Source organism: Lentzea albida (assembly GCF_900111005.1).
GTDB lineage: Bacteria > Actinomycetota > Actinomycetes > Mycobacteriales > Pseudonocardiaceae > Lentzea > Lentzea albida.
The window spans coordinates 372,865-393,063 of sequence record NZ_FOFV01000006.1 but is presented as its reverse complement, the minus strand read 5'-3'; the positions used below and the strand labels follow the sequence as shown (position 1 = coordinate 393,063).

19 protein-coding genes and 2 pseudogenes are annotated in these 20,199 nt (G+C 70.1%); 19 read left to right on the top strand and 2 right to left on the bottom strand.

Annotated features, from left to right (window positions below; translation table 11 throughout):
• Window positions 1-6 precede the first annotated feature (6 nt).
• The 3 genes from BMY74_RS18760 to BMY74_RS46235 all read left to right on the top strand — a co-directional run bounded on the left by BMY74_RS18760 (window position 7) and on the right by BMY74_RS46235 (window position 3,788).
• Window positions 7-2,331: a [protein-PII] uridylyltransferase gene (locus BMY74_RS18760; RefSeq protein WP_089917580.1), complete on the top strand. Its 2,325-nt coding sequence runs from the start codon at window positions 7-9 to the stop codon at window positions 2,329-2,331.
• 285 nt (window positions 2,332-2,616) lie between these two features.
• Complete coding sequence (locus tag BMY74_RS18755; protein ID WP_089917578.1) at window positions 2,617-3,177, top strand: AAA family ATPase; 561 nt, start codon at window positions 2,617-2,619, stop codon at window positions 3,175-3,177.
• Window positions 3,174-3,788, top strand: a complete 615-nt coding sequence (locus BMY74_RS46235) for an HAD family hydrolase (protein ID WP_089917576.1) — start codon at window positions 3,174-3,176, stop codon at window positions 3,786-3,788. Before BMY74_RS18755 ends, BMY74_RS46235 begins: the two co-directional genes overlap by 4 nt.
• 617 nt (window positions 3,789-4,405) lie before the next feature.
• Here the strand turns inward: BMY74_RS46235 and BMY74_RS46835 are convergent.
• Window positions 4,406-6,190 (bottom strand): annotated as a pseudogene (locus BMY74_RS46835) (nSTAND1 domain-containing NTPase); the annotation flags it as partial.
• A 72-nt stretch (window positions 6,191-6,262) separates the two neighbouring features.
• On the opposite strand from BMY74_RS46835, the gene ffh reads away from it, so the two are divergent.
• The gene (gene ffh / locus BMY74_RS18740) at window positions 6,263-7,813 is read left to right on the top strand and encodes a signal recognition particle protein (RefSeq protein ID WP_089917573.1); all 1,551 of its coding nucleotides are present in this window, start codon (window positions 6,263-6,265) and stop codon (window positions 7,811-7,813) included.
• A 2-nt stretch (window positions 7,814-7,815) separates the two neighbouring features.
• Window positions 7,816-8,871 (top strand): amidohydrolase family protein, encoded by a 1,056-nt coding sequence (locus BMY74_RS18735; RefSeq protein ID WP_089917766.1) that lies wholly within the window; start codon window positions 7,816-7,818, stop codon window positions 8,869-8,871.
• On the opposite strand, the gene BMY74_RS18730 is transcribed toward BMY74_RS18735, so the two are convergent.
• Window positions 8,868-9,344, bottom strand: coding sequence for a carboxymuconolactone decarboxylase family protein (locus BMY74_RS18730; protein WP_089917571.1), 477 nt, complete (start codon window positions 9,342-9,344; stop codon window positions 8,868-8,870). The two genes, BMY74_RS18735 and BMY74_RS18730, sit on opposite strands and share 4 nt — an antisense overlap.
• Window positions 9,345-9,459: 115 nt before the next feature.
• On the opposite strand from BMY74_RS18730, the gene BMY74_RS18725 reads away from it, so the two are divergent.
• The 14 genes and pseudogenes from BMY74_RS18725 to BMY74_RS18660 all read left to right on the top strand — a co-directional run bounded on the left by BMY74_RS18725 (window position 9,460) and on the right by BMY74_RS18660 (window position 19,695).
• Window positions 9,460-10,335 (top strand): RNA polymerase sigma-70 factor, encoded by an 876-nt coding sequence (locus tag BMY74_RS18725; RefSeq protein WP_089917569.1) that lies wholly within the window; start codon window positions 9,460-9,462, stop codon window positions 10,333-10,335.
• A 241-nt stretch (window positions 10,336-10,576) separates the two neighbouring features.
• Window positions 10,577-11,365 (top strand): CPBP family intramembrane glutamic endopeptidase, encoded by a 789-nt coding sequence (locus BMY74_RS18720; protein ID WP_089917567.1) that lies wholly within the window; start codon window positions 10,577-10,579, stop codon window positions 11,363-11,365.
• Window positions 11,365-12,096, top strand: coding sequence for a LamB/YcsF family protein (locus BMY74_RS18715; RefSeq protein ID WP_089917566.1), 732 nt, complete (start codon window positions 11,365-11,367; stop codon window positions 12,094-12,096). The genes BMY74_RS18720 and BMY74_RS18715 overlap by 1 nt, the downstream gene beginning before the upstream one ends.
• 124 nt (window positions 12,097-12,220) lie before the next feature.
• Window positions 12,221-12,664, top strand: a complete 444-nt coding sequence (rpsP, locus tag BMY74_RS18710) for a 30S ribosomal protein S16 (protein ID WP_086663382.1) — start codon at window positions 12,221-12,223, stop codon at window positions 12,662-12,664.
• Window positions 12,661-12,900 (top strand): RNA-binding protein, encoded by a 240-nt coding sequence (locus BMY74_RS18705; protein WP_030468017.1) that lies wholly within the window; start codon window positions 12,661-12,663, stop codon window positions 12,898-12,900. Before rpsP ends, BMY74_RS18705 begins: the two co-directional genes overlap by 4 nt.
• Window positions 12,901-12,919: 19 nt before the next feature.
• Window positions 12,920-13,435, top strand: coding sequence for a ribosome maturation factor RimM (gene rimM / locus BMY74_RS18700; protein WP_089917564.1), 516 nt, complete (start codon window positions 12,920-12,922; stop codon window positions 13,433-13,435).
• Window positions 13,425-14,171, top strand: coding sequence for a tRNA (guanosine(37)-N1)-methyltransferase TrmD (gene trmD, locus BMY74_RS18695; RefSeq protein WP_089917562.1), 747 nt, complete (start codon window positions 13,425-13,427; stop codon window positions 14,169-14,171). The genes rimM and trmD overlap by 11 nt, the downstream gene beginning before the upstream one ends.
• Window positions 14,172-14,323: 152 nt before the next feature.
• Window positions 14,324-14,683, top strand: coding sequence for a 50S ribosomal protein L19 (gene rplS, locus BMY74_RS18690; protein WP_089917560.1), 360 nt, complete (start codon window positions 14,324-14,326; stop codon window positions 14,681-14,683).
• Window positions 14,684-14,686: 3 nt separating this feature from the next.
• A pseudogene (gene lepB, locus BMY74_RS18685) lies at window positions 14,687-15,415 on the top strand (signal peptidase I); the annotation flags it as partial.
• Window positions 15,416-15,431: 16 nt separating this feature from the next.
• On the top strand, window positions 15,432-16,295 hold the full coding sequence (lepB, locus tag BMY74_RS18680; protein WP_089917557.1) for a signal peptidase I: 864 nt from the start codon (window positions 15,432-15,434) through the stop codon (window positions 16,293-16,295).
• The gene (locus BMY74_RS18675; RefSeq protein ID WP_089917556.1) at window positions 16,292-17,083 is read left to right on the top strand and encodes a ribonuclease HII; all 792 of its coding nucleotides are present in this window, start codon (window positions 16,292-16,294) and stop codon (window positions 17,081-17,083) included. Before lepB (BMY74_RS18680) ends, BMY74_RS18675 begins: the two co-directional genes overlap by 4 nt.
• On the top strand, window positions 17,083-17,406 hold the full coding sequence (locus tag BMY74_RS18670) for a DUF2469 domain-containing protein (protein WP_030468024.1): 324 nt from the start codon (window positions 17,083-17,085) through the stop codon (window positions 17,404-17,406). The genes BMY74_RS18675 and BMY74_RS18670 overlap by 1 nt, the downstream gene beginning before the upstream one ends.
• A gap of 374 nt (window positions 17,407-17,780) precedes the next feature.
• Window positions 17,781-18,173, top strand: a complete 393-nt coding sequence (locus BMY74_RS18665; protein ID WP_245786212.1) for a YraN family protein — start codon at window positions 17,781-17,783, stop codon at window positions 18,171-18,173.
• A gap of 1 nt (window position 18,174) precedes the next feature.
• Window positions 18,175-19,695 (top strand): YifB family Mg chelatase-like AAA ATPase, encoded by a 1,521-nt coding sequence (locus tag BMY74_RS18660; RefSeq protein WP_089917554.1) that lies wholly within the window; start codon window positions 18,175-18,177, stop codon window positions 19,693-19,695.
• The last annotated feature ends 504 nt before the right edge of the window (window positions 19,696-20,199 follow it).

Here is a 20,199-nt window from a genome sequence, read left to right as displayed (position 1 = left end):
CGGCCCGTGGAGAACAACGAAACGGCCGTCGTCACGGCTGACGACCTGGTGCGAGCACGCGAAAGGCTGCTCGTGCCAGGTCGTCGTCGCTTGACCGCCGAACCTCTGCGCGAAGCACTCGTGGACCTGCACGAGTTCTGGCTCACCAAGCACGCGGGGGGAGCGGGGGTATCCGGACCGGGTATCGCGCTCGTGGCGGTCGGCGGGCTGGGGCGGCGCGAGCTCGTGCCCTACTCAGACCTCGACCTGGTCCTCGTCCACAACGGCGTGAAGAACGTCGACGACATCGCCGAAAAGCTCTGGTACCCGCTGTGGAACTCCGGCATCGGGCTCGACCACTCCGTCCGCACGGTCGGGGAAGCGCTCCGAGTCGCGGCCGGTGACCTGCGGACGGCACTGGGACTGCTGGACATCCGGCACATCGCCGGTGATCCGGAGGTCACGCAGAAACTCGCGGACGGCGCACGCCAGGCGTGGCGCGGCAACGTTCGCAACCGGCTCGACGAGATGGCCGAGTCGTCGCAGAAGCGCTGGGCGCGCAGCGGTGAGATCGCCCACCGCGTCGAGCCCGACCTGAAGCACGGCCGCGGCGGGCTGCGGGACCTCACGATGCTGGACGCGTTGTCCCTCGCGCAGTTGGTGGACAGGCCGTCCGCCGACGTCGACGAGGCGCGCCGCCTGCTGCTGGACGTCCGCACCGAACTCCGCCGCGTGGCGCGCAAACCCCGCGACGTGCTGCGGGCGCAGGACGGTGACGAGGTCGCGTCCGCGCTCGGCCTGGCGGACCGCTTCGCTCTGGCCCGTTCGCTCTCCTCGGCCGCACGAACGGTCGTCTACGCGTTCGACGTGGCCATGCGGGCCGCCCGTGCCGCCGCACCCAAGCGCGGCCTCGGAGCGTTCCTCAGGGGACAACCGCCGCGCAGGCCGTTGGACGAAGGCGTTGTGCTGCACGGGTCTGAGGTGTCGCTGGCCCGTGACGCGATTCCGAGCCGTGATCCGGCGTTGTTGTTGCGTGTCGCGACGGCGGCTGCACGCAGCAAGCACCCGATCGCGAACGGGACGCTGACCCGGCTCGCCGACTCCGCGCCCGAGCTGCGCCAGCCGTGGCCGCGCGAGGCCCGCGAGGAACTGCTGGCGTTGCTGGGTAGCGGAAGCGGGCTCGTGGACGTCGTGGAGGCCTTGGACCGCACGGGTCTGTGGGGCCGGCTGTTCCCCGAGTGGGGCGCGGTGCGGGACCTGCCGCCGCGCGACGCCGCGCACGTGTGGACGGTCGACCGGCACCTGGTGCAGACGGTCGCGCACGCGGCCAGGCTGGCGACGACGGTGTCACGACCCGACCTGTTGCTGCTGGGCGCGATGATCCACGACATCGGCAAGGGCCGGCAGCAGGACCACTCCGAGGTGGGCGCCGCGCTGGCGACCCAGATCGGCGAGCGGATCGGGCTGTGGCCGCAGGACGTCGAGACGTTGTCGGCGATGGTGCGCCACCACCTGCTGCTGCCGCACACCGCGACCCGCCGCGACGTCGAGGACGAGGCGACGGTCCACCGGGTCGTCGAGACGCTCGGTGGTGACGCGGTCCTGCTGGAACTGCTGCACGCGCTGGCGGAGTCGGACTCCATCGCGACCGGTCCGGGTGTGTGGACGGACTGGAAGGCCTCGCTGCTGGCCGACCTGGTCAAGCGCTGCCGCACGGCGATGGCGGGGGAGGCGCTGCCCAAGCCGGAACCGCTCGACCCCGTGCACGTGGCCATGGCCGAACGAGTCGCGGCGTCGGGGAAACCGGACGTGCTGCTGGAGAAGCAGGACCACGCGGCGGTCGTGACGGTGATCGCGCCGGACCGTCCGGGACTGCTCTCCAAGGCCGCCGGGGTGCTCGCGCTGAACTCGCTGGAGGTGCACGCGGCGACGTTGCACTCGCACGGTGGCGCAACGGTCGACACGTTCACCGTGTCACCGCGCTTCGGCTCGTTGCCCGACGCGACCCTGTTGCGCGAACAGCTCTCCAGGGCGATCGAGGGCTCGTTGCCGCTGGCGGACAAGCTCGCCGCGAAGGAACGCGACTACGGCGGCCCGCCCGTCGACCCGCCGCCGTCGAAGGTGCTGTGGTTCGACGACGAGGCGACCGGCGCGGTGGTGCTGGAACTGCGGGCCGCCGACCGGATCGGGCTGCTGCACCGCGTGGCGGGCGCGTTGGAGCAGTGCGGAGCGGACGTGCAGTGGGCGCGGGTGTCCACGTTGGGCGCGACGGTCGTCGACTCGTTCAGCATCGCGGGCGACGACCTCGACCGCCGCCGGATCGAACGGGCGGTGCTCGACGCGGCCAGGTAGAGGTTGAGTAGCTCTACGCACAACCTCTCCGGGTGCTCACGCTCCTGCGCGACCTCCGGAACCGGCAGTCTTCGTGGTGTCCGGAAAGCGTCCTCGAGGGGTGGACCGCTTCCCGGACGGGCAGAAGCGGTGGTGCGCGGTGACGGTGCCGGGGGAGGTCCCGCGCACCCGCACCACCGCCGAGTCCCTCTCGGGTGTTCCGTCACCGTTGCGCGGAAAGCTATGCATTTCGTGTGAAATCGGACCAAACTGAACGAGAGGGATGGTCAGAACGTCTTCTAGGACATGACCGCCGTGTTGAACACGCAGATCGCCACCGTCCGAGTGGAGCCGCGCTCGCTCGTCGTCCTCGCCGGGATCCCCGGCGCGGGCAAGACGACGCTGCTCACCCGCCTGGACGCGGACGAACCGGTCACCGTCCTCGACTCCGACCAGGTGCGCACGTGGCTCGAACCGCGCGTGCGGCTCCCGTACCGGTTCTGGCGCGTGTTCGTGCACCTCACACACCGGATGCGCGTGTTCTGGGCAGCGCTGTTCAGCCCGGGCCTGCTGGTCGTCCACGAGCCGTCCACGAGGCCCGGCACGCGCTTCATGCTGCTGCTCGCCGGCGTGCTGTCGCGGCGTTCCCGCCACTTCCTGTGGCTCGACGCCTCGGCGGCCCAGGCGCTGGACGGCCAGATCGCCCGCAAGCGCGTCGTCCGCACGCACGCGTTCGAACGGCACGTCCGCCGCGGCTCGTCGATGCGCGCGCGGTTCGAGGCGGGCTGGGTGCCGTTCGGATTCACCGGCGTGACGCTCCTCACCCGTGCGGGGACCTCGGGTGGTCTGCGCATCATGGTGTCGTGATCAAGGCCGTCCTCTTCGACTTCGCCGGCACCCTCTTCGGGCGCCCGTCCCACCCGTGGCTGCCGGCGCGGCACCTCTCCGTGCTGCGCGCCCCGGCACCGTTCGTGGCGCGGATGAACGCCGCCGAGCGCGCGGTCTGGGACGCCAGGGACCTCACGGCCCTGGCCAACCGCTCCGCCCACTGGACCCTGTTCCGCCTGGCCGGGCTCACGATGACCGACGACCTGTTCCACCGCCTGCACAACCCGGCCTTCTGGCTGCCCTACGCGGACACGGCGGCCGCCCTGGCCACCACCCGTCCGCTGAAGGTCGGCGTGCTGAGCAACATCTCGTGGGACATCCGCGCCCTCTTCCGGCGCGAGTCGCTGGCCGTGGACGCCTTCGCCCTGTCCTACGAGATCGGCTTCTCCAAGCCCTCCCCGCGCGCCTTCGACGCCGCCTGCACGCGGCTCGACGTCGCCCCGTCCGAGTGCCTGTACGTCGGTGACGACCCGGTGGCCGACGGCGCGGCCGTGGCGGCGGGGCTGCGGTTCGCGCAGATCTCCACGGCCCCGGTGGGGCGCCGCGAGCCCGTGCTGCTGGAGGCGCTGGCGCAGCACGGGATCAGCTGATCCGCCAGGAGCCGGTGGTGGTCGTCGTACCGGACGCCGGCCGGCCAAGACAATGAGCCGATCTCGTTCGCCCGCCGTTCCTCGATCTCGCGCGTTCTGCGCAGCCAGGCCGAAGGCGTGAACCGTTCGCTCCCGTGCAGCGAGCACAGGGCGTCTTCGAGTGAGTCGGCGGTGGAGTACCTCTGCAGGTCGTGGACCCCGTCCACAGCGCCGGTGACCTGCCGGGGCATCTCGAGCCGTCTGTCGACCAGCGGCTCGGCGTGCCCGACGTCGGCCGAACTGCTCTGATCGGGTTCCGGGCTCTGGTCGGGCACGCCCTGGTCGTGGTCGCGCGGGCCGGCGTCCGAAGACCTCCTGGTCCCGTCCTCGACGGAGGTGCCAGGAGGCGCGCCGGGTTCGCGGTGGCCGGCCACCCGCTCGCCGGACGCGGTGCCTGCTGGTCTGCGGGGCTCGTCGACCGGTACCGGGGTGTCGCTCTCGGCTCTCCACAGGTACGCGCCACCGTCGTCGCAGGCGACCAGGACGCGTTGCCCGTCGCTGTCGAAGCGCACCGACCGCGGGCCGGCCGGGAGCCCGATCACCTGGATCTGCCTGCGGGTCCGCGCCGACCACAACCGCAGCGTCCTGTCGGTGGAGACCGAGGCGACGACGTCACCCTTCGGCGACCAGGCGACGGCCCTGACCTCGCCGCGTTCGTCGCCGTGGGTGAAGACGTGCTCGCACTCGCCCGTCTCGGCGTCCCACAACCGGACCGTGCCGTCCTTCGAACCTGTCACGAGCGCGGTGTCGTCCGGCGACCAGTCCACGCCGCAGACGCCGTCGGAGTGCCCGGTGAACGACCGCAGGAGGTGCGTGGAGGCCGTGGCGCGCAGAAGACTTCGCCGCCAGCCGGTCGGGTCCGGCGCGTTCACGAGCAACCGGACGGCGTCGTCGGGGTCGAGCCCGTCCGCTCCGCGCCACGCCCACGAATGATCGCGTTCCAGTTCCTCCCGTAATCGCGGCCAGTGCAGGAACAGGCTCTCGTGCGCCACCTCCACGGTCTCGCGGGTCGCGGTGAGCACGCGGTTGGTGATGAACGGGTCCAGCAGCCGCCGGTTCTCCGCGGACAGGTCGGACGCCGCCACCGAGCAGCGGGTGAACTTCCCCGTCTCGTCGACCGCGACCAGCCGCCGCAGGGCCTGCAGCACGCGGTGCTCGGCGTCGCGGACCGAGGGCCACGAGCCGTCCTCGTCGCGCACCAGGTCGCGGGCCATCGCGAGGGCCTCGTCGGCCTGGAACCGCAGCACGTCCATGACGCGGCCGGACGCCACGTACTCGGCGCGGGTGATCGGCCTGGGGGCGCGTTTGCCGTCCGGGTTCACGTGGCGCCACAGGTTCTCCAGTGCGAAGGCCAGCAGCGGCAGTGACTCACGGCTGGCGTCTTCCTGGATGAGGCCCAACGCGGCGTCGTCGACGCTCCAGCCGAAGGAGCGCAACGGACCGTTCACGACCACCGGTAGTTCGGCCTTCGTGAGTGGCGTGACCAGGAAATCGTCGCGTAAGAGAGGTGCGAAGTCCTCTCTGCTCATGAGCTCGTCCAGGAAATCGGCGCGCACGGTGTACACGACCCATGCTTCGCCACGGCTCGCGTCGACCAGTTGCTGCACCAGGTCGGAAGACTCGGTCATCAGCAGTTCCTCGGCCTGGTCGAGCACCACGAGCCGGCGTCCGGGGCCCTCGATCGGCGGCAGCACGCCCTGCGAGGGCGTCACCGGGCCGATGATCGTCCAGCCCTCGCGGCGCAGCAGCGGGATCAGACCGGCGCGGACCAGCGACGACTTGCCGGCGCCAGACGGGCCGATGACCGCCATCGCGCCGTGCGAGCGGCGGCCGAGCAACGGTTCGGCGAGGCGCTGGATGTCGTCTTCGCGCCCGAAGAAGAGAGAGGCCTGGTGTTCGTCGAACGCCTTCAGACCGGGGAAGGGGGACGAGAGAGGTGCGGCCTTGCTGACCCCCGCACGTTCGAGCACCTCCAGCACCGTGTCGCGGGCGGCGGCCAACGAGGCGGGCGAGGTGGCATCGACGCGTTGGGCTTGGAGGTCGTTGAGGATCGCACGGTGCTGGGAGCGGGCACTGAAGAACTCGATGCACGGCGCGTGCGGCTTGCGTTCGCGGAAGACAGACGACTCCCAGATGCACCACTCCGAGAACGAACCGGGTGAGGTGACCGCGATCAGGGCGTCGGCGCCGAGCAGTTCGCGGCGCAGGCTGTCCTTCCACGGCAGGGAGACGTCGGGTCCGGAGCCGGGCGCGGTGTAGGCGTGGACGTCCTCGAAGCCCGCGGCCAGCAGGGCGTCACGCAGGTAAAGCGCGATGGCGTCGCCCTCGTCGTGACCGTGGTAACTGAGGAAGATTCGCCCCATGCGCAGCATCCTGCATCACGGGCCTGGGGAGGCACACCGGGCGCGACGAGGTGAACGGCTAGTCTGGGAGGCGTGTTCTCCACGCTTTCCGACCGGCTGACCACGGTTCTCCAGGGCCTTCGCGGCAAGGGCCGGCTCAGCGACGCCGACATCGACGCGACCGCCCGCGAGATCAGGGTCGCCCTGCTCGAGGCCGACGTCGCGCTGCCCGTTGTGCGCGGCTTCATCGCCAAGGTGAAGGAACGCGCCAAGGGCGCGGAGGTCCACCAGGCGCTGAACCCCGCCCAGCAGGTCGTGAAGATCGTCAACGAGGAGCTCGTCAACGTCCTCGGCGGCGAGACCCGCAGGCTGAACCTGGCGAAGAACCCGCCCACGGTGATCATGCTGGCGGGTCTGCAGGGTGCCGGCAAGACGACGCTCGCGGGCAAGCTGGCCAAGTGGCTGAAGGGCCAGGGCCACACGCCGCTGCTCGTCGCCGCCGACCTGCAGCGCCCGAACGCCGTCACGCAGCTCCAGGTCGTCGGTGAGCGCGCGGGCGTGCCCGTGTTCGCCCCCGAGCCCGGCAACGGCGTGGGCAACCCCGTCGAGGTGTCGCGCCGCGGCATCGACGAGGCCAAGGCCCGGCAGCACGACATCGTCCTCGTCGACACGGCCGGCCGGCTCGGTGTCGACGAGGAGATGATGAAGCAGGCCATCGACATCCGGGCCGCCGTCAACCCGGACGAGGTCCTGTTCGTGGTCGACGCCATGGTCGGTCAGGACGCGATCAACACCGCCACGGCGTTCCGCGACGGCGTCGGCTTCACCGGTGTCGTGCTCACCAAGCTCGACGGTGACGCCCGCGGTGGTGCCGCGCTGTCGGTCCGCGAGGTCACCGGCCAGCCGATCCTCTTCGCGTCCAACGGCGAGAAGCTCGAGGACTTCGACGTCTTCCACCCCGACCGGATGGCCTCGCGCATCCTCGGCATGGGCGACGTCCTGACGCTGATCGAGCAGGCCGAGCAGCACTTCGACCAGGAGCAGGCCGAGAAGGCCGCCGCGAAGCTGCACACCGGCCAGCTCACGCTCGAGGACTTCCTCGAGCAGATGCTCGCCATCCGCAAGATGGGTCCGATCGCGAACCTGCTGGGCATGCTGCCCGGCGCGGGTCAGATGAAGGACCAGCTGGGCCAGCTCGACGAGAAGCACCTCGACCGCATCCAGGCGATCATCCGCGGCATGACCCCGGCCGAGCGCGACGACCCCAAGATCATCAACGGCTCCCGCCGGCTGCGCATCGCGAACGGCTCGGGCGTCAAGGTCAGCGACGTCAACGACCTGGTCAACCGCTTCTTCGAGGCCCGCAAGATGATGGCCTCGATGGCCGGCCGGATGGGCTTCGGCGGCGGTGGCGGCAGCAAGAACCGCAAGGGCAAGAAGGGGAAGAAGGGCAAGGGCGGACGCGGCCCGACGCCTCCCAAGATCAAGGGCGGCTTCCCGCCGGGGATGTTCCCCGGTGGCATGCCCGGGATGCCTCCCGGCGGCATGCCCGACCTGTCAAAGCTCACCGGCGGCATGAACGAGCTCCCGCCCGGCTTCGACCCGTCGAAGTTCAAGTTCGACGGGGACGACAAGAAGAAGTGACCATGCACCTGCGCGGCGTCGTCCTGCCGGACGGCGAGCCGCGAGACCTGTGGGTCGTCAACGGCCGCGTCCGCACCAGGCCGGTGCCGGGCGCGCAGACCGTGGTCGACGGCGGGTTCCTCGTCCCGGGCCTGGTCGACGCGCACTGCCACGTCGGCCTGGGCCCGCAGGGCGGGGTCGAGCTGCCCGAGGCCGTCGAGCAGGCGATCACGGACCGCGACGCGGGCACGTTGCTGATCCGCGACTGCGGCTCGCCGATCGACACCACGCCGTTGCAGGAGCGCCTGGACCTGCCGCGGATCATCCGCGCGGGCAAGCACATCGCCCGTCCGAAGCGCTACATCCCGGGCATCAGCGTCGAGGTCGAGACCGACCTGGTGTCGGCGGTGGCCGAGCAGGCCGCGCACGGCGACGGCTGGGTGAAGCTGGTCGGCGACTGGATCGACCGCGGCGAGGGCGACCTCGCTCCACTGTGGACGGACGACGAGCTGGAGCAGGCGATCAAGGTCGCCCACGCCGCCGGCGCGAAGGTCACCGCCCACGTGTTCGGCGAGGACGCGCTGCCGGGCCTGATCAACGCGGGCATCGACTGCATCGAGCACGGCACCGGCCTGACCGACGACACGATCTCGCTGATGGCCTCGCGCGGCACCGCGCTGGTGCCGACGCTGATCAACATCGAGACCTTCCCCGGCATCGCCGAGAAGGCCGGCAAGTACCCGAAGTACGCGAACCACATGCGTGACCTGCACGCCCGTGTGTCGCGCACGGTGGCCTCCGCGATCGAGGCGGGCATTCCCGTCTACGCGGGCACCGACGCGGGCGGTGGCATCCGGCACGGCCGCATCGTCGACGAGATCGTCGCGCTGCACGGCGTGGGGATGAGCCCTCTGGACGCCATCGGCGCCGCGTCGTGGAACGCCCGCGAGTGGCTCGGCTTCCCGTCGCTGACCGAGGGCGCGGCCGCGGACATCGTCGTGTACGACGAAGATCCGCGGGAGAACCTCGAGGTCCTCCGGTCGCCGCGCGTGGTCATGCTCAGGGGCCGCATCCACTAGCCGTGCTGGGCGAACGCGCCCACCTGGTAGTCGCCGCCCTTCTGGCGGGTGATCACGTTGAGCCGGTTCGCGGCGTTGATCAGGCTGATCAGGCTGACCAGCGCGACGGTCTCCTCGTCGTCGAAGTGCTTGCGCACGGCCTCCCAGGTCTCGTCGCTCGTGCCGAGCGGCGTCAGCTGGGTCCCCTCCTCGGTGAGCGCGAGCGCGGCCCGTTCGGCGTCGGTGAAGACGGTGGTCTCGCGCCACCCGGCCACGAGGTGCAGCCGCAGCGGGTCCTCGCCCTGCGCGATGGCCTCCTTGACGTGCATGTCGAGGCAGAGGCCGCAGCCGTTGATCTGGCTCGCGCGCAGGCTGACCAGTTCGATCACGCTCTTCGGCAGCGTCGACTCGTGCAGCACCGCGTTGAGACCCGCGAACCGCTTCGCGAGCTTGGCGCCGGTCTGGGTGGCGAAGAGGTTGATGCGCGGTTCCATGGTGGTTCCTCCCTCGTGGGCCTTGCTGGACGACCACGAGATGCCGGTGCCGCGTTCCGTGTGACTATGATCCGCGCCACTGTCACAAACGCCGTTCCCCTGGTGTCTTGTGTCCATGGACGTCGCGACCGACTCGTTCGTCAGCCACCGCAACCTGCTCTTCACGATCGCCTACGAGATGCTCGGCTCCGCCGCCGACGCCGAGGACGTGCTGCAGGAGACCTGGCTGCGCTGGTCCGGCGTCGACCACGGCACGGTCGACAACCACCGCGCCTACCTGGTCAGGATCGTGACCCGCCAGGCGCTGGGCCGCCTGCGCACGCTGGGCCGCCGCAAGGAGTCCTACGTCGGCTCCTGGCTCCCGGAACCGCTGCTGACCACGCCGGACGTCGCCGAGGACGTCGAACTCGCCGACAGCGTCTCGATGGCGATGATGCTGGTCCTCGAAACCCTCACCCCGACCGAACGCGCCGTCTTCGTCCTGCGCGAGGTCTTCGACCTGGACTACGACGAGATCGCCAGGGCCGTCGACAAGAACCCGGCCGCCGTCCGCCAGATCGCCCACCGCGCCCGTTCCCACGTGGCGGCCCGACGCCCGCGCGAGGTCGTCACCCAGGCCGCGTCCCGCGAGGCCCTGGCCGCCTTCCAGCGCGCCACCGAGACGGGCGACCTCCAGGCGTTGCTCGACCTGCTCGCCCCCGACGTGGTGTTCATGGGCGACGGCGGCGGCGTCAAACAGGCCGTCCCGCGCCCGGTCGTCGGGTCCTCGAAGGTCGCGCGGATGCTGCTCGGCGGCATGCTCAGGGTGACCGGCTGGACGATGGAACCCGCCCAGGTCAACGGGTACCCGGCGCTCGTCGTGCGGTTCGGTGGCGAGCTCGACACCGTGATCGCGGTGCGGGTGGAGGACGGGCGGATCAGCGGGCTGTACGCGGTGCGCAACCCGGAGAAGCTCTCGCACATGACCCGGGAGACGTCTCTGCGTCGTTGATCAGCGGTCAAGGGTTTAGTAGCAGCCGTTGTACGCCGATCCACCCATCGGGAGCAGGACAACCGGCGGAGACCCGATCTGACCAATTATTGGCCAGGCGGTTGGTCCGGTTTCCGCCGGTGCCGCACAGTAATCTCGGATTTCCTGGGCGGCTGCGTCGATCGCGAGGTGGGCTGATCATGTGTGTGCCAGTGCCTGCTGTTCCGCCGCCGGCAGCCGCCCCGTGACTAGATTGCAGAGCGTGAGTGAGCCGGAATCCCTGAAGCCCAAGCGCGGCTTCGTCGCGGGCTTTGTCGACTCGGTGCGGGACATCAGTCGCAACCCGGAGCCCGAACGGGTGGGCCAGCGCTGGGGGTTCGGCGCGTTCCTGCTGGTGGAAGCCGTCTTCATCCTGAGCGCCGTGTTCATCACGGCGATCGCGAAGCAGTTCGGCGTCAGCCTGCTCGACTCCGTGCCGCTGGTGCTGATCGGCTCGATCGTGCCGACGGTGCTCGCGGCCGGCGTCGCGATCGTGATCACGTACGTCCGCGGCAACGGCCCGAAGATCGACCTCCGGTTCAGCATGACCAGGGAGGACGTGGCGATCGGCCTGAAGCTCGGCATCCTCGGCCTCGTCCTCACCTACGCCGCCGCCACGGTCTGGGCGAAGGTGGTCGGCGAGGAGAACGCCACGAGCGCGGTCGGGGACCTGCTGTCCGGGTCGAACCTGCCGCTCGGCGCCGCGATCACGATGTTCCTCTACGTCAGCCTCATCGGGCCGGTCTGCGAGGAGATCATCTACCGCGGCCTGCTGTGGGGCGCCGTCGAACGCCAGGGCTGGAGCCGCTGGGCCGCGTTCGGGCTCACCACGGTGATCTTCGCGATCGGCCACTTCGAACCGCTGCGCACGTCGTTGCTGCTCGTGATCGCCATCCCGATCGGCATCGCCCGCCTGCTCACCCGCCGGCTCGGGGCGAGCATCGTGGCGCACGTGATGAACAACTTCCTGCCGGGCCTCACGCTCCTGCTCGTCGCCGTCGGGGTCATGTGATGGACCTGAACAGCGATCTCGGCGAGGGCTTCGGGATCTGGGAGCTCGGCGACGACACCGCGTTGCTCGGTGTCATCAGCAGCGCGAACGTGGCGTGCGGCTTCCACGCCGGTGATCCGTCCACGATGCGTCGTGTGTGCGAGGAGGCCGCGCGCAACGGCGTGAAGATCGGCGCCCAGGTGTCCTACCGCGACCTGGCCGGGTTCGGTCGCCGGTTCATCGATGCCGACCCGGTCGAGCTCGCGGACGAGGTGCTCTACCAGATCGGTGCGCTCGATGCGTGTGCACGAGCAGCAGGTACCGAGGTCGTCTACGTGAAGCCGCACGGTGCTCTCTACAACGCGACGGTGCACCACGAGAAGCAGGCCGAGGCCGTCGTGAACGGCACCAAGGCGTTCAAGGACCTGCCGATCCTGGGTCTGCCGGGCTCGCAGTTGCTGGAGAAGGCCTCCCGGGCCGGGCTGCGGCCCGTGCAGGAGGCGTTCGCCGACCGCGGCTACACGCCGGAGGGCACGCTCGTACCGCGCAAGGAGCCCAACGCCCTGCTCACCGAGACCGCGCAGATCATCGAACGGGCCACCCGGCTGCTGGACGGCGAGATCGTCGCGGTCGACGGCACGGTGCTGAAGACGCAGGCGGAGTCGTTGTGCGTGCACGGCGACACGCCTGGTGCGGTCGCGCACGCGCGTGCGGTGCGAGAGGCGCTCGGCTCCGTGGCGCCGTTCGCGTAGCCCCGATTCGGATCCACCGGCCCCCATCTGGCACAATTGCCCGCTGTCCGTCGTGGTCGGCCCCTCTGCCCGGGCCACGGCTGTGCGAACCATCAACACAGAGCTCTCGAGGAGTACCAGGCCAATGGCCGTCAAGATCAAGCTTCAGCGTCTCGGCAAGATCCGCCAGCCGTACTACCGCATCGTGGTCGCCGACGCGCGCACCCGTCGCGACGGCAAGGCCATCGAGACGATCGGCAAGTACCACCCGAAGGAAGAGCCGTCGTTCATCGCGGTCGACTCCGAGCGCGCGCAGTACTGGCTGGGTGTCGGCGCGCAGCCGACCGAGTCCGTCCAGCGCCTGCTGGAGATCACCGGTGACTGGCAGAAGTTCAAGGGCCTGCCGGGTGCCGAGGGCACGCTGAAGGTCAAGGAGCCGAAGCCGTCGAAGGCCGACCTGTTCGCCGCCGCGCTCGCCGCCGCGAACGAGGAGCCGATGACCGAGGCCACCACGCCGAAGGCGAAGAAGGCCAAGAAGGCCGACGACGCCCCCAAGGCTGACGCCGAGGCGCCCAAGGACGAGGCGTGAGTTTGTTGGCTGACGCCCTCGAACACCTCGTTCGCGGCATCGTCGACCACCCGGACGACGTCCGGGTGAACCTCGTCACGACCCGCCGCGGCCGCACCCTCGAGGTCCACGTCCACCCGGACGACCTCGGCAAGGTGATCGGTCGTGGCGGTCGCACCGCGACGGCCCTGCGCACCGTGATGGCCGGCATCGGCGGTCGTGGTGTGCGGGTCGACGTCGTCGACACCGACCGCTGAACGAAGCTGCAAAGGGCAAATGGACGTCGTTGTCGGCCGTGTGGCCAAGGCGCACGGGATCACCGGCGAACTAGCCGTTGACGTGCGTACTGACTCTCCCGAGATGCGCTTCGCGATCGGGGCGACGATGCAGGCCAAGCTGCGTGACGGCACGTCCCGAAGCCTCACCGTGACAGCCGCCCGGCCTCATGCCGGGCGGCTGCTCGTGCGTTTCGCCGAAGTCGTGACACGCGACGTGGCGGAGGCATTGCGCGGGACGTTGCTGCTGGGCAGCACCGACGACCTGCCGCCGACCGACGACCCCGACGAGTTCTACGACCACGAGCTCGAAGGGCTCGCGGCCGAACTCGTCGACGGCACGAAGATCGGCACGGTCAAGGAGGTCCTGCACGGTCCCGGTGGCGAGCTGCTCGTGGTCCTCCGCGACAAGGGCGAGGCGCTGATCCCGTTCGTGCGCGAGATCGTGCCCACCGTGGACGTCCGCGGCGGCCGCGTCGTGATCGACCCGCCCGAGGGCCTGCTCGATGCAGATTGACGTCGTCACGATCTTCCCCGAGTACCTCGCGCCGCTGCGCGCGGCGTTGCTGGGGAAGGCGATCGACAAGGGCCTGATCAGCGTCGGCGTGCACGACCTGCGGGACTGGACCCAGGACGTGCACAAGGCCGTCGACGACAGCCCGTACGGCGGTGGGCCGGGGATGGTCATGAAGGCCGACATCTGGGGTCCCGCCCTGGACGACGTGTGCACGGACGAGACGCGTCTCATCGTGCCGACGCCGGCCGGACGCCCGTTCACGCAGGCTTTGGCGCACGAGTACGCGAGCGAGTCGCACCTCGTGTTCGCGTGCGGTCGCTACGAAGGCATTGACCAGCGTGTGGTCGATGACGCTCGTCGCCGCGTGCGTGTCGACGAGGTGTCCATCGGGGACTACGTGCTGGTCGGCGGCGAGGTGGCCGTGCTGGCGATCGTGGAAGCGGTCGCGCGGTTGCTGCCCGGCGTGCTCGGCAACCCGAAGTCGCACGCCGAGGACTCGTTCCAGGACGGGCTGCTCGAAGGGCCGAGCTACACGCGGCCGTTGGTGTGGCGCGACCTGGAGGTGCCGGCCGTGCTGCGTTCCGGCAACCACAGGATGATCGACCGCTGGCGGCGTGACCAGTCACTCGCCCGCACCTTCGAACGCCGTCCCGACCTGCTGGAATCCCTGCCGGCGGAGGCGTTCGACAAGCACGACCGGGCCCTGCTCACGCGCCTGCGCGAGGGCGGGGAGTAGCCCGATTTCATTCCGGAGTGCCCGGTCTGGCACACTGGAACAGTTGCCGCTGCCGGTGTGCTACCGGCGTGCGCACACAAGCCGACCCCCATCATGTCGTGCACAGCCATGGAACATGCTCTGGGGAGTTCAAGACACGTGAGGAACCACCGATGAACATCCTGGACGCACTCGACGCCCAGTCGCTGCGCACCGACATCCCGGCGTTCCGCGCCGGTGACACGCTGAAGGTTCACGTCCGCGTCATCGAGGGCTCGCGCGAGCGCGTCCAGGTGTTCCAGGGCGTCGTGATCCGTCGCCAGGGTGGCGGCATCCGCGAGACCTTCACCGTCCGCAAGGTCTCCTTCGGTGTCGGCGTCGAGCGCACCTTCCCGGTGCACTCCCCGAACATCTCCGAGGTCGAGGTCGTCACCCGCGGTGACGTCCGTCGCGCCAAGCTGTACTACCTCCGCGACCTGCGCGGCAAGGCCGCCAAGATCAAGGAGAAGCGCGAGGCCAAGCCGGTCTCCTGATCGGTGGCTTCGAGCCCAGAAGACACGGAGGACGCCTCCGCGCCGGACGAACCGGAGCGGGGGCGTACTCCTGTGTGGAGAGAAGTCCTCTACGTCGCGTTGACGGCCGTCGTGCTGACGGCGCTCATCCAGGCGTTCGTGGCGCGGGTCTACGTGATCCCCTCGGCGTCCATGGAGAACACGCTGCACGGGTGCACCGGCTGCGAGAACGACCGGGTGCTGGTCGACAAGATCACCTACCGCTTCGGTGACGTCGAGCCGGGCGAGGTGGTCGTGTTCCGCGGCCCGGAGGCGTGGACGTCCCACGAGTTCAGGCAAGCCCGCTCGACGAATCCCGTCGCGGGCTTCGTGCAGAACATCGGTTCGCTGCTGGGGATTGCTCCCGCGAACGAGCGCGACTTCGTCAAGCGCGTGATCGCGCTGCCCGGCCAGACGGTGATGTGCTGCGACGAGCAGCACCGCGTCGTCGTGGACGGAAAGCCGTTGGACGAGCCGTACGTGCATTGGCAGACCGGCACTTCCCCCGCGGACCACGAACCGTTCGCTCCCGTGCGCGTGCCGGAGGGGCGGTTGTTCGTGATGGGGGACAACCGGATGAACTCCACCGACTCGCGCAAACAGGGCGGTGGGGGCGTAGCGGGCACCGTTCCGCTCGAGAACGTCATCGGCAAGGCCCGGTACGTCGTTTTCCCGAAAGATCGGTGGAGTGTTGTGTCGGATCACAACCCGCAGCCCCTAGGCTGATCTCGTGGTCGACGACGCTCCAGAGCAGAACCAGCCCGGTGACGAGCCCAGTTCGGACGCTTCGGACAAGCCCGCGAAGCAGAAGAAAAAGGGCAACTTCTGGAAGGAACTGCCCGTCCTGATCCTGGTCGCCTTCGGCCTCGCGATCGGCATCCAGATCTTCCTCGGCCGCGTCTACATGATCCCGTCGGAGTCGATGGAGTCGACGCTGCACGGGTGCACCGACTGCTACGGCGACAGAGTGCTCGTCGACAAGGTCACCTACCGCTTCACCGATCCGGCGCCGGGCGACGTGATCGTGTTCCGCGGGCCGCCGTCGTGGCAGAACGACTTCATCTCCGCCGAGCCGGGCAACCCGATCTCGCAGGGGCTGTCGTGGCTCGGGTCGCTCGTCGGCCTGCCGTCGGCGAACGAGGAGGACTTCGTCAAGCGCGTGATCGCCGTCGGCGGCCAGACCGTGAAGTGCTGCGACGAGCAGAACCGCGTGACGGTGGACGGCAAGCCCCTCGACGAGCCGTACAAGCACTACGACGAGGGCTCGCCGGCCGAGCAGGAGTCGTTCGAGGAGCTCAAGATCCCGGACGGGATGCTGTTCGTGCTCGGCGACAACCGCAACCACTCGTGCGACTCGCGCTGCCAGGGCCAGGGCGGCCTCAACGGCCTCGTGCCGGTCGACGACGTGATCGGCAAGGCGCGCGTGATCGTGCTGCCCCCGTCCAGGTGGGGCGGGGTGTCCGACCACAACCCGCAGACCGTGGCGATGGGTGCGCCGGGCTGGCAGGAGAACGTGCCGCTGGGCCTGGGTATCGTCGGCGCGTGGCCGCTTCTGCTGCTCGGACGTCGAGTGCGAGACCGATTCCGCCGATGACCATGCTGATGCCGCCCCGCGCGGTGGTGCGGGGCTCGTCGGGGAACTGGGCGCTGCAGAGCACGCTGGAGCGCCGGGGCCTGGGCCCGGTCGCCGGCGTCGACGAGGCGGGCCGAGGCCCGTGCGCAGGCCCACTGGTGATCGCGGCGTGCGTCCTCCGGCCGGGCGACGCAGCACGGTTCGAGGGCCTCAACGACTCGAAGCTGATGACGGCCGCCGCCCGCGACCGCATGTACGACCTGGTCCTGAAGCGTGCGCTCGATCACTCGATCGTGGTCGTCTCGCCCGCAGACATCGACTGGCTGGGCATCCACGTCATGAACATCGAGGGCATGCGCCGAGCCGTGGCCCAGATGGACACGCACCCCGGCTACGTCCTGACGGACGGCTTCAAGGTGCCCGGCATGCCCGCACCGAACGTGGCGGTCCTCAAGGGCGACCAGGCCGCAGCCTGCGTAGCAGCGGCATCAGTGCTGGCCAAGGTCACGCGAGACCGGATCATGGCAGATCTGCATGATCGCCATCCCGAGTACGGCTTCAACGTGCACAAGGGCTACTGCACACCAGACCACACGGCAGCGTTGATGGAGCACGGCCCGTGTGCAGAGCACCGCTGGTCGTATGTAAATGTGGCAGCAGCGGCTGCCAAGCACGGCCTCGCCGCGCCGCACAGGGTGGCGCGCGCCACGACCGCGGCGGCCGTGGTCCAGAATGATGCAGCCCCGGCTGACGCCGGGGAGCTCGCGACGAGGGAGGGCGCGGAGCAGATGACCCGCGCGGAGGCGTAATGAGTGCAGAGGATCTCGAGAAGTACGAGACCGAGATGGAACTGTCGCTGTACAAGGAGTACCGCGACATAGTCAGCCAGTTCTCGTTCGTCGTGGAGACCGAACGGCGTTTTTACCTGGCCAACTCGGTGGACGTGCAGGTGCGCAACGCCGACGGCGAGGTGTACTTCGAGGTGCGCATGTCGGACGCGTGGGTGTGGGACATGTACCGCCCCGCCAGGTTCGTCAAGAACGTTCGCGTCATCACCTTCAAGGACGTGAACGTGGAGGAGCTGGACAAGCCGGACCTCCGCTTGCCGGAAAGCGGCCCGTTCCCCACCTGAGCCTTCACCACACCGCCCCCGCATCCCGCGTCGCACCGGGAGGCGGGGGCGGAGTCATGCCACCGGCCGTTCCGGTTGGCAGCAGCCCCGGCTGCACCTCCGAGTTCTCGCCGCTCCGAGCCCGCCGGCCCCTGCCCCGTCCGCCGCCGCTCCGCCGCCGCCGCCGCCGCTTCGCAGCCCCCCAGTCCCAGTCCCAGCTCCAGCCCCAGCCCCAGCCCCTTAGCACACCCCACCGACAATTCCGCCGTTCCAACATCCACAACGGCCGACTTGTCCACAGCCGCTGAGTTGTCCACAGATTCCCCTCAGCCCGGCCACCCACCCCGCCCCGCCCTGCAAGGTCGAACCCAACGACCCGCAGGGAGGCGAGGGCAGTGGTGGCACAGGCACAGGCACAGGCACAGGCACTGGTCGAGACCAGGCAGCAGGAGAAGGGGCGCCAGGGCGAGGAGCTGGCGTGCAGGTACCTGGAGGGGCTGGGCCTGGTGGTCCTGTCGCGCAACTGGACCTGCCGCGACGGCGAGCTCGACATCGTGGCCGTGGAGGGCGACAGACTGGTCGTCTGCGAGGTCAAGACCAGGTCCGGCCCGGCCTGGGGCCGCCCGGACGAAGCGGTCGACCAGCGCAAGCTCTCCCGCCTGCGCCGCACAGCGCTGCGTTGGCTGGCGGCGCACGGCGTCGGCTGGTGCAGCGTCCGCGTCGACCTGATCTCGATCACCTGGCCGCCGTCGGGCGAGCCGCACCTGGAACACCTGCGGGGAGCCTGAGATGGGCTTGGCGCAGGCGTGGTCCGTCGCCCTCTGCGGCGTCGACGGGCTCGCGGTCGAGATCGAGGCCGACGTGGGCGTGGGCCAGCCCCGCACCCACCTCCTCGGGCTTCCCGACGCGTCGTTGCACGAGTCGAAGGAGCGCGTGAAGGCCGCCGTCCGCAACAGCGAGGAGGAGTGGCCGAAGCAGCGCATCGTCCTGGGCCTGTCTCCGGCGAACCTGCCCAAAGGCGGCAGCAGCTACGACCTCGCCATCGCCTGCGCCACCCTCGCCGCGGCGGGCTCGGTCCCGTCCGAACGCCTGGCCACCACGGTCCTGCTGGGCGAACTGGCCCTCGACGGCCGGGTCCGCCCGATCCGAGGCGTCCTCCCAGCGCTGCTGGCGGCACGCCGAGCAGGCCTCAAGTCGGCGATCGTCCCGGTCGACGCCCTACCGGAGGCCGCACTGGTCGACGGCATCGAACTCCACGGCGCCGCGACCCTGTCCGAGACGTTGGCGTGGCTGCGCGGCGAAGACGTGTCACTGCAACCCCCTCCGGCCTCAGCCGACCCACCGCTGCCGGAAGTCCCGGACCTGGCCGACGTCGTCGGCCAGCCAGAAGCCCGCTGGGCGCTGGAAGTGGCCGCGGCCGGCGCGCACCACCTCCTCCTGGCGGGCCCACCAGGCACCGGCAAGACGATGCTCGCTGAACGCCTCCCAGGCCTGCTCCCGCCACTGACCCGCGAGGAGTCCCTGGCGGTGACGGCCGTCCATTCCGTGGCAGGCGTCCTCTCGGCCGACTACCCGCTGGTGGCCAGCCCGCCGTTCGTCAACGTCCACCACACGACGTCGATAGCGGCCCTGATAGGCGGCGGTGCCGGAATGGCCAAGCCAGGTGCAGCCTCCCGAGCCCATAAAGGCGTGCTTTTCCTCGACGAAGCCTGCGAGTTCGGCCAGAAGACCATCGACACCCTCCGCACGGCCCTGGAAGAGGGCGAGGTCCGCATCGCGCGCCGCGACGGCATAGCCCGCTACCCGGCCCGCTTCCAGCTGATCCTCGCCACCAACCCGTGCCCCTGCGCCCCACCCAAAGAGGTCGACTGCATCTGCACGGCCACAGTCCGCCGCCGCTACCAGGCCCGACTCTCGGGCCCGCTGCTCGACCGCGTGGACCTGAGGGTCCGCATGAGGGCCACGACCGCCATGTCCAACGCCGACGCCACCCCACCAGAACCGACAGCCGTAGTCCGCGAACGAGTCCTCAAAGCCAGGTCGAGAGCCGCCACCCGCTGGTCGTCCCACGGCCACACCTGGCCCGCCAACGCCCTCGTCCCAGGCCCAGCCCTGCGCCGCGAGTTCGCACTGCCAAAACCAACGACGGCCCTGCTGGACCGAGCCTTGGCAGTGGGCGCCCTGACGGGCCGAGGGGCAGACCGTTGTCTACGCGTGGCATGGACCCTTGCCGACCTGGCCGAAGCCGACCGCCCAACCCCGGACCACGTGGCAGCGGCCCTCCAGTTCCGAGAACGCCGAGCCCCTTGACTTCGGCCCGGCCCCGAAGCAGCCGGCCGCGGAGCTCCAACGCCCCGACTCCGCGCCCGGCCCCATCCGAGCGGGCGCTCGTCTCCCCAAGCGAGCGCCCGCTCACCCGACACGGCCCTGCCCGCCCCAAGCCGCCGGGCGCGAGGCCCACTCCCACTTCGCGCCCGGCACCTTTTCACCCAGCCGGACAGGCCCACCCCAGACGTTCGGGCGTCTGCCCCGACCCAGACGCCCGAACCCGGCCACGAGCCTCGATCGAGCCCCGGCCCGTGCCCGGCCCTGAGCGGGCCGCCCGCCTCTTCCCCAGCGGGCGGCCCGCTCACCCCACCCCACAACCCCACATCAAGGAGCCAGACCATGTCCCCGCTTCTCATCCCGGCCATGGCCCCCATCGCAACCGCTGCCGCCGCCACACCCGCCTTCCTGCAACTGCCGTGCACGATCCGAAGGCGCACGTCAGGCGCCAGCCCGCCGAGCCCGTGGCGCCCCGATCCCTGGCAACGC

Coding starts and splice junctions, on each gene's coding strand:
- BMY74_RS18755 (WP_089917578.1), top strand. CDS start 2,617: ATGACCGCCGTGTTGAACACGCAGATCGCCACCGTCCGAGTGGAGCCG.
- BMY74_RS18735 (WP_089917766.1), top strand. CDS start 7,816: ATGCACCTGCGCGGCGTCGTCCTGCCGGACGGCGAGCCGCGAGACCTG.
- BMY74_RS18730 (WP_089917571.1), bottom strand. CDS start 9,344: ATGGAACCGCGCATCAACCTCTTCGCCACCCAGACCGGCGCCAAGCTC.
- BMY74_RS18725 (WP_089917569.1), top strand. CDS start 9,460: ATGGACGTCGCGACCGACTCGTTCGTCAGCCACCGCAACCTGCTCTTC.
- BMY74_RS18715 (WP_089917566.1), top strand. CDS start 11,365: ATGGACCTGAACAGCGATCTCGGCGAGGGCTTCGGGATCTGGGAGCTC.
- rpsP (WP_086663382.1), top strand. CDS start 12,221: ATGGCCGTCAAGATCAAGCTTCAGCGTCTCGGCAAGATCCGCCAGCCG.
- rimM (WP_089917564.1), top strand. CDS start 12,920: ATGGACGTCGTTGTCGGCCGTGTGGCCAAGGCGCACGGGATCACCGGC.
- trmD (WP_089917562.1), top strand. CDS start 13,425: ATGCAGATTGACGTCGTCACGATCTTCCCCGAGTACCTCGCGCCGCTG.
- rplS (WP_089917560.1), top strand. CDS start 14,324: ATGAACATCCTGGACGCACTCGACGCCCAGTCGCTGCGCACCGACATC.
- BMY74_RS18675 (WP_089917556.1), top strand. CDS start 16,292: ATGACCATGCTGATGCCGCCCCGCGCGGTGGTGCGGGGCTCGTCGGGG.
- BMY74_RS18670 (WP_030468024.1), top strand. CDS start 17,083: ATGAGTGCAGAGGATCTCGAGAAGTACGAGACCGAGATGGAACTGTCG.
- BMY74_RS18660 (WP_089917554.1), top strand. CDS start 18,175: ATGGGCTTGGCGCAGGCGTGGTCCGTCGCCCTCTGCGGCGTCGACGGG.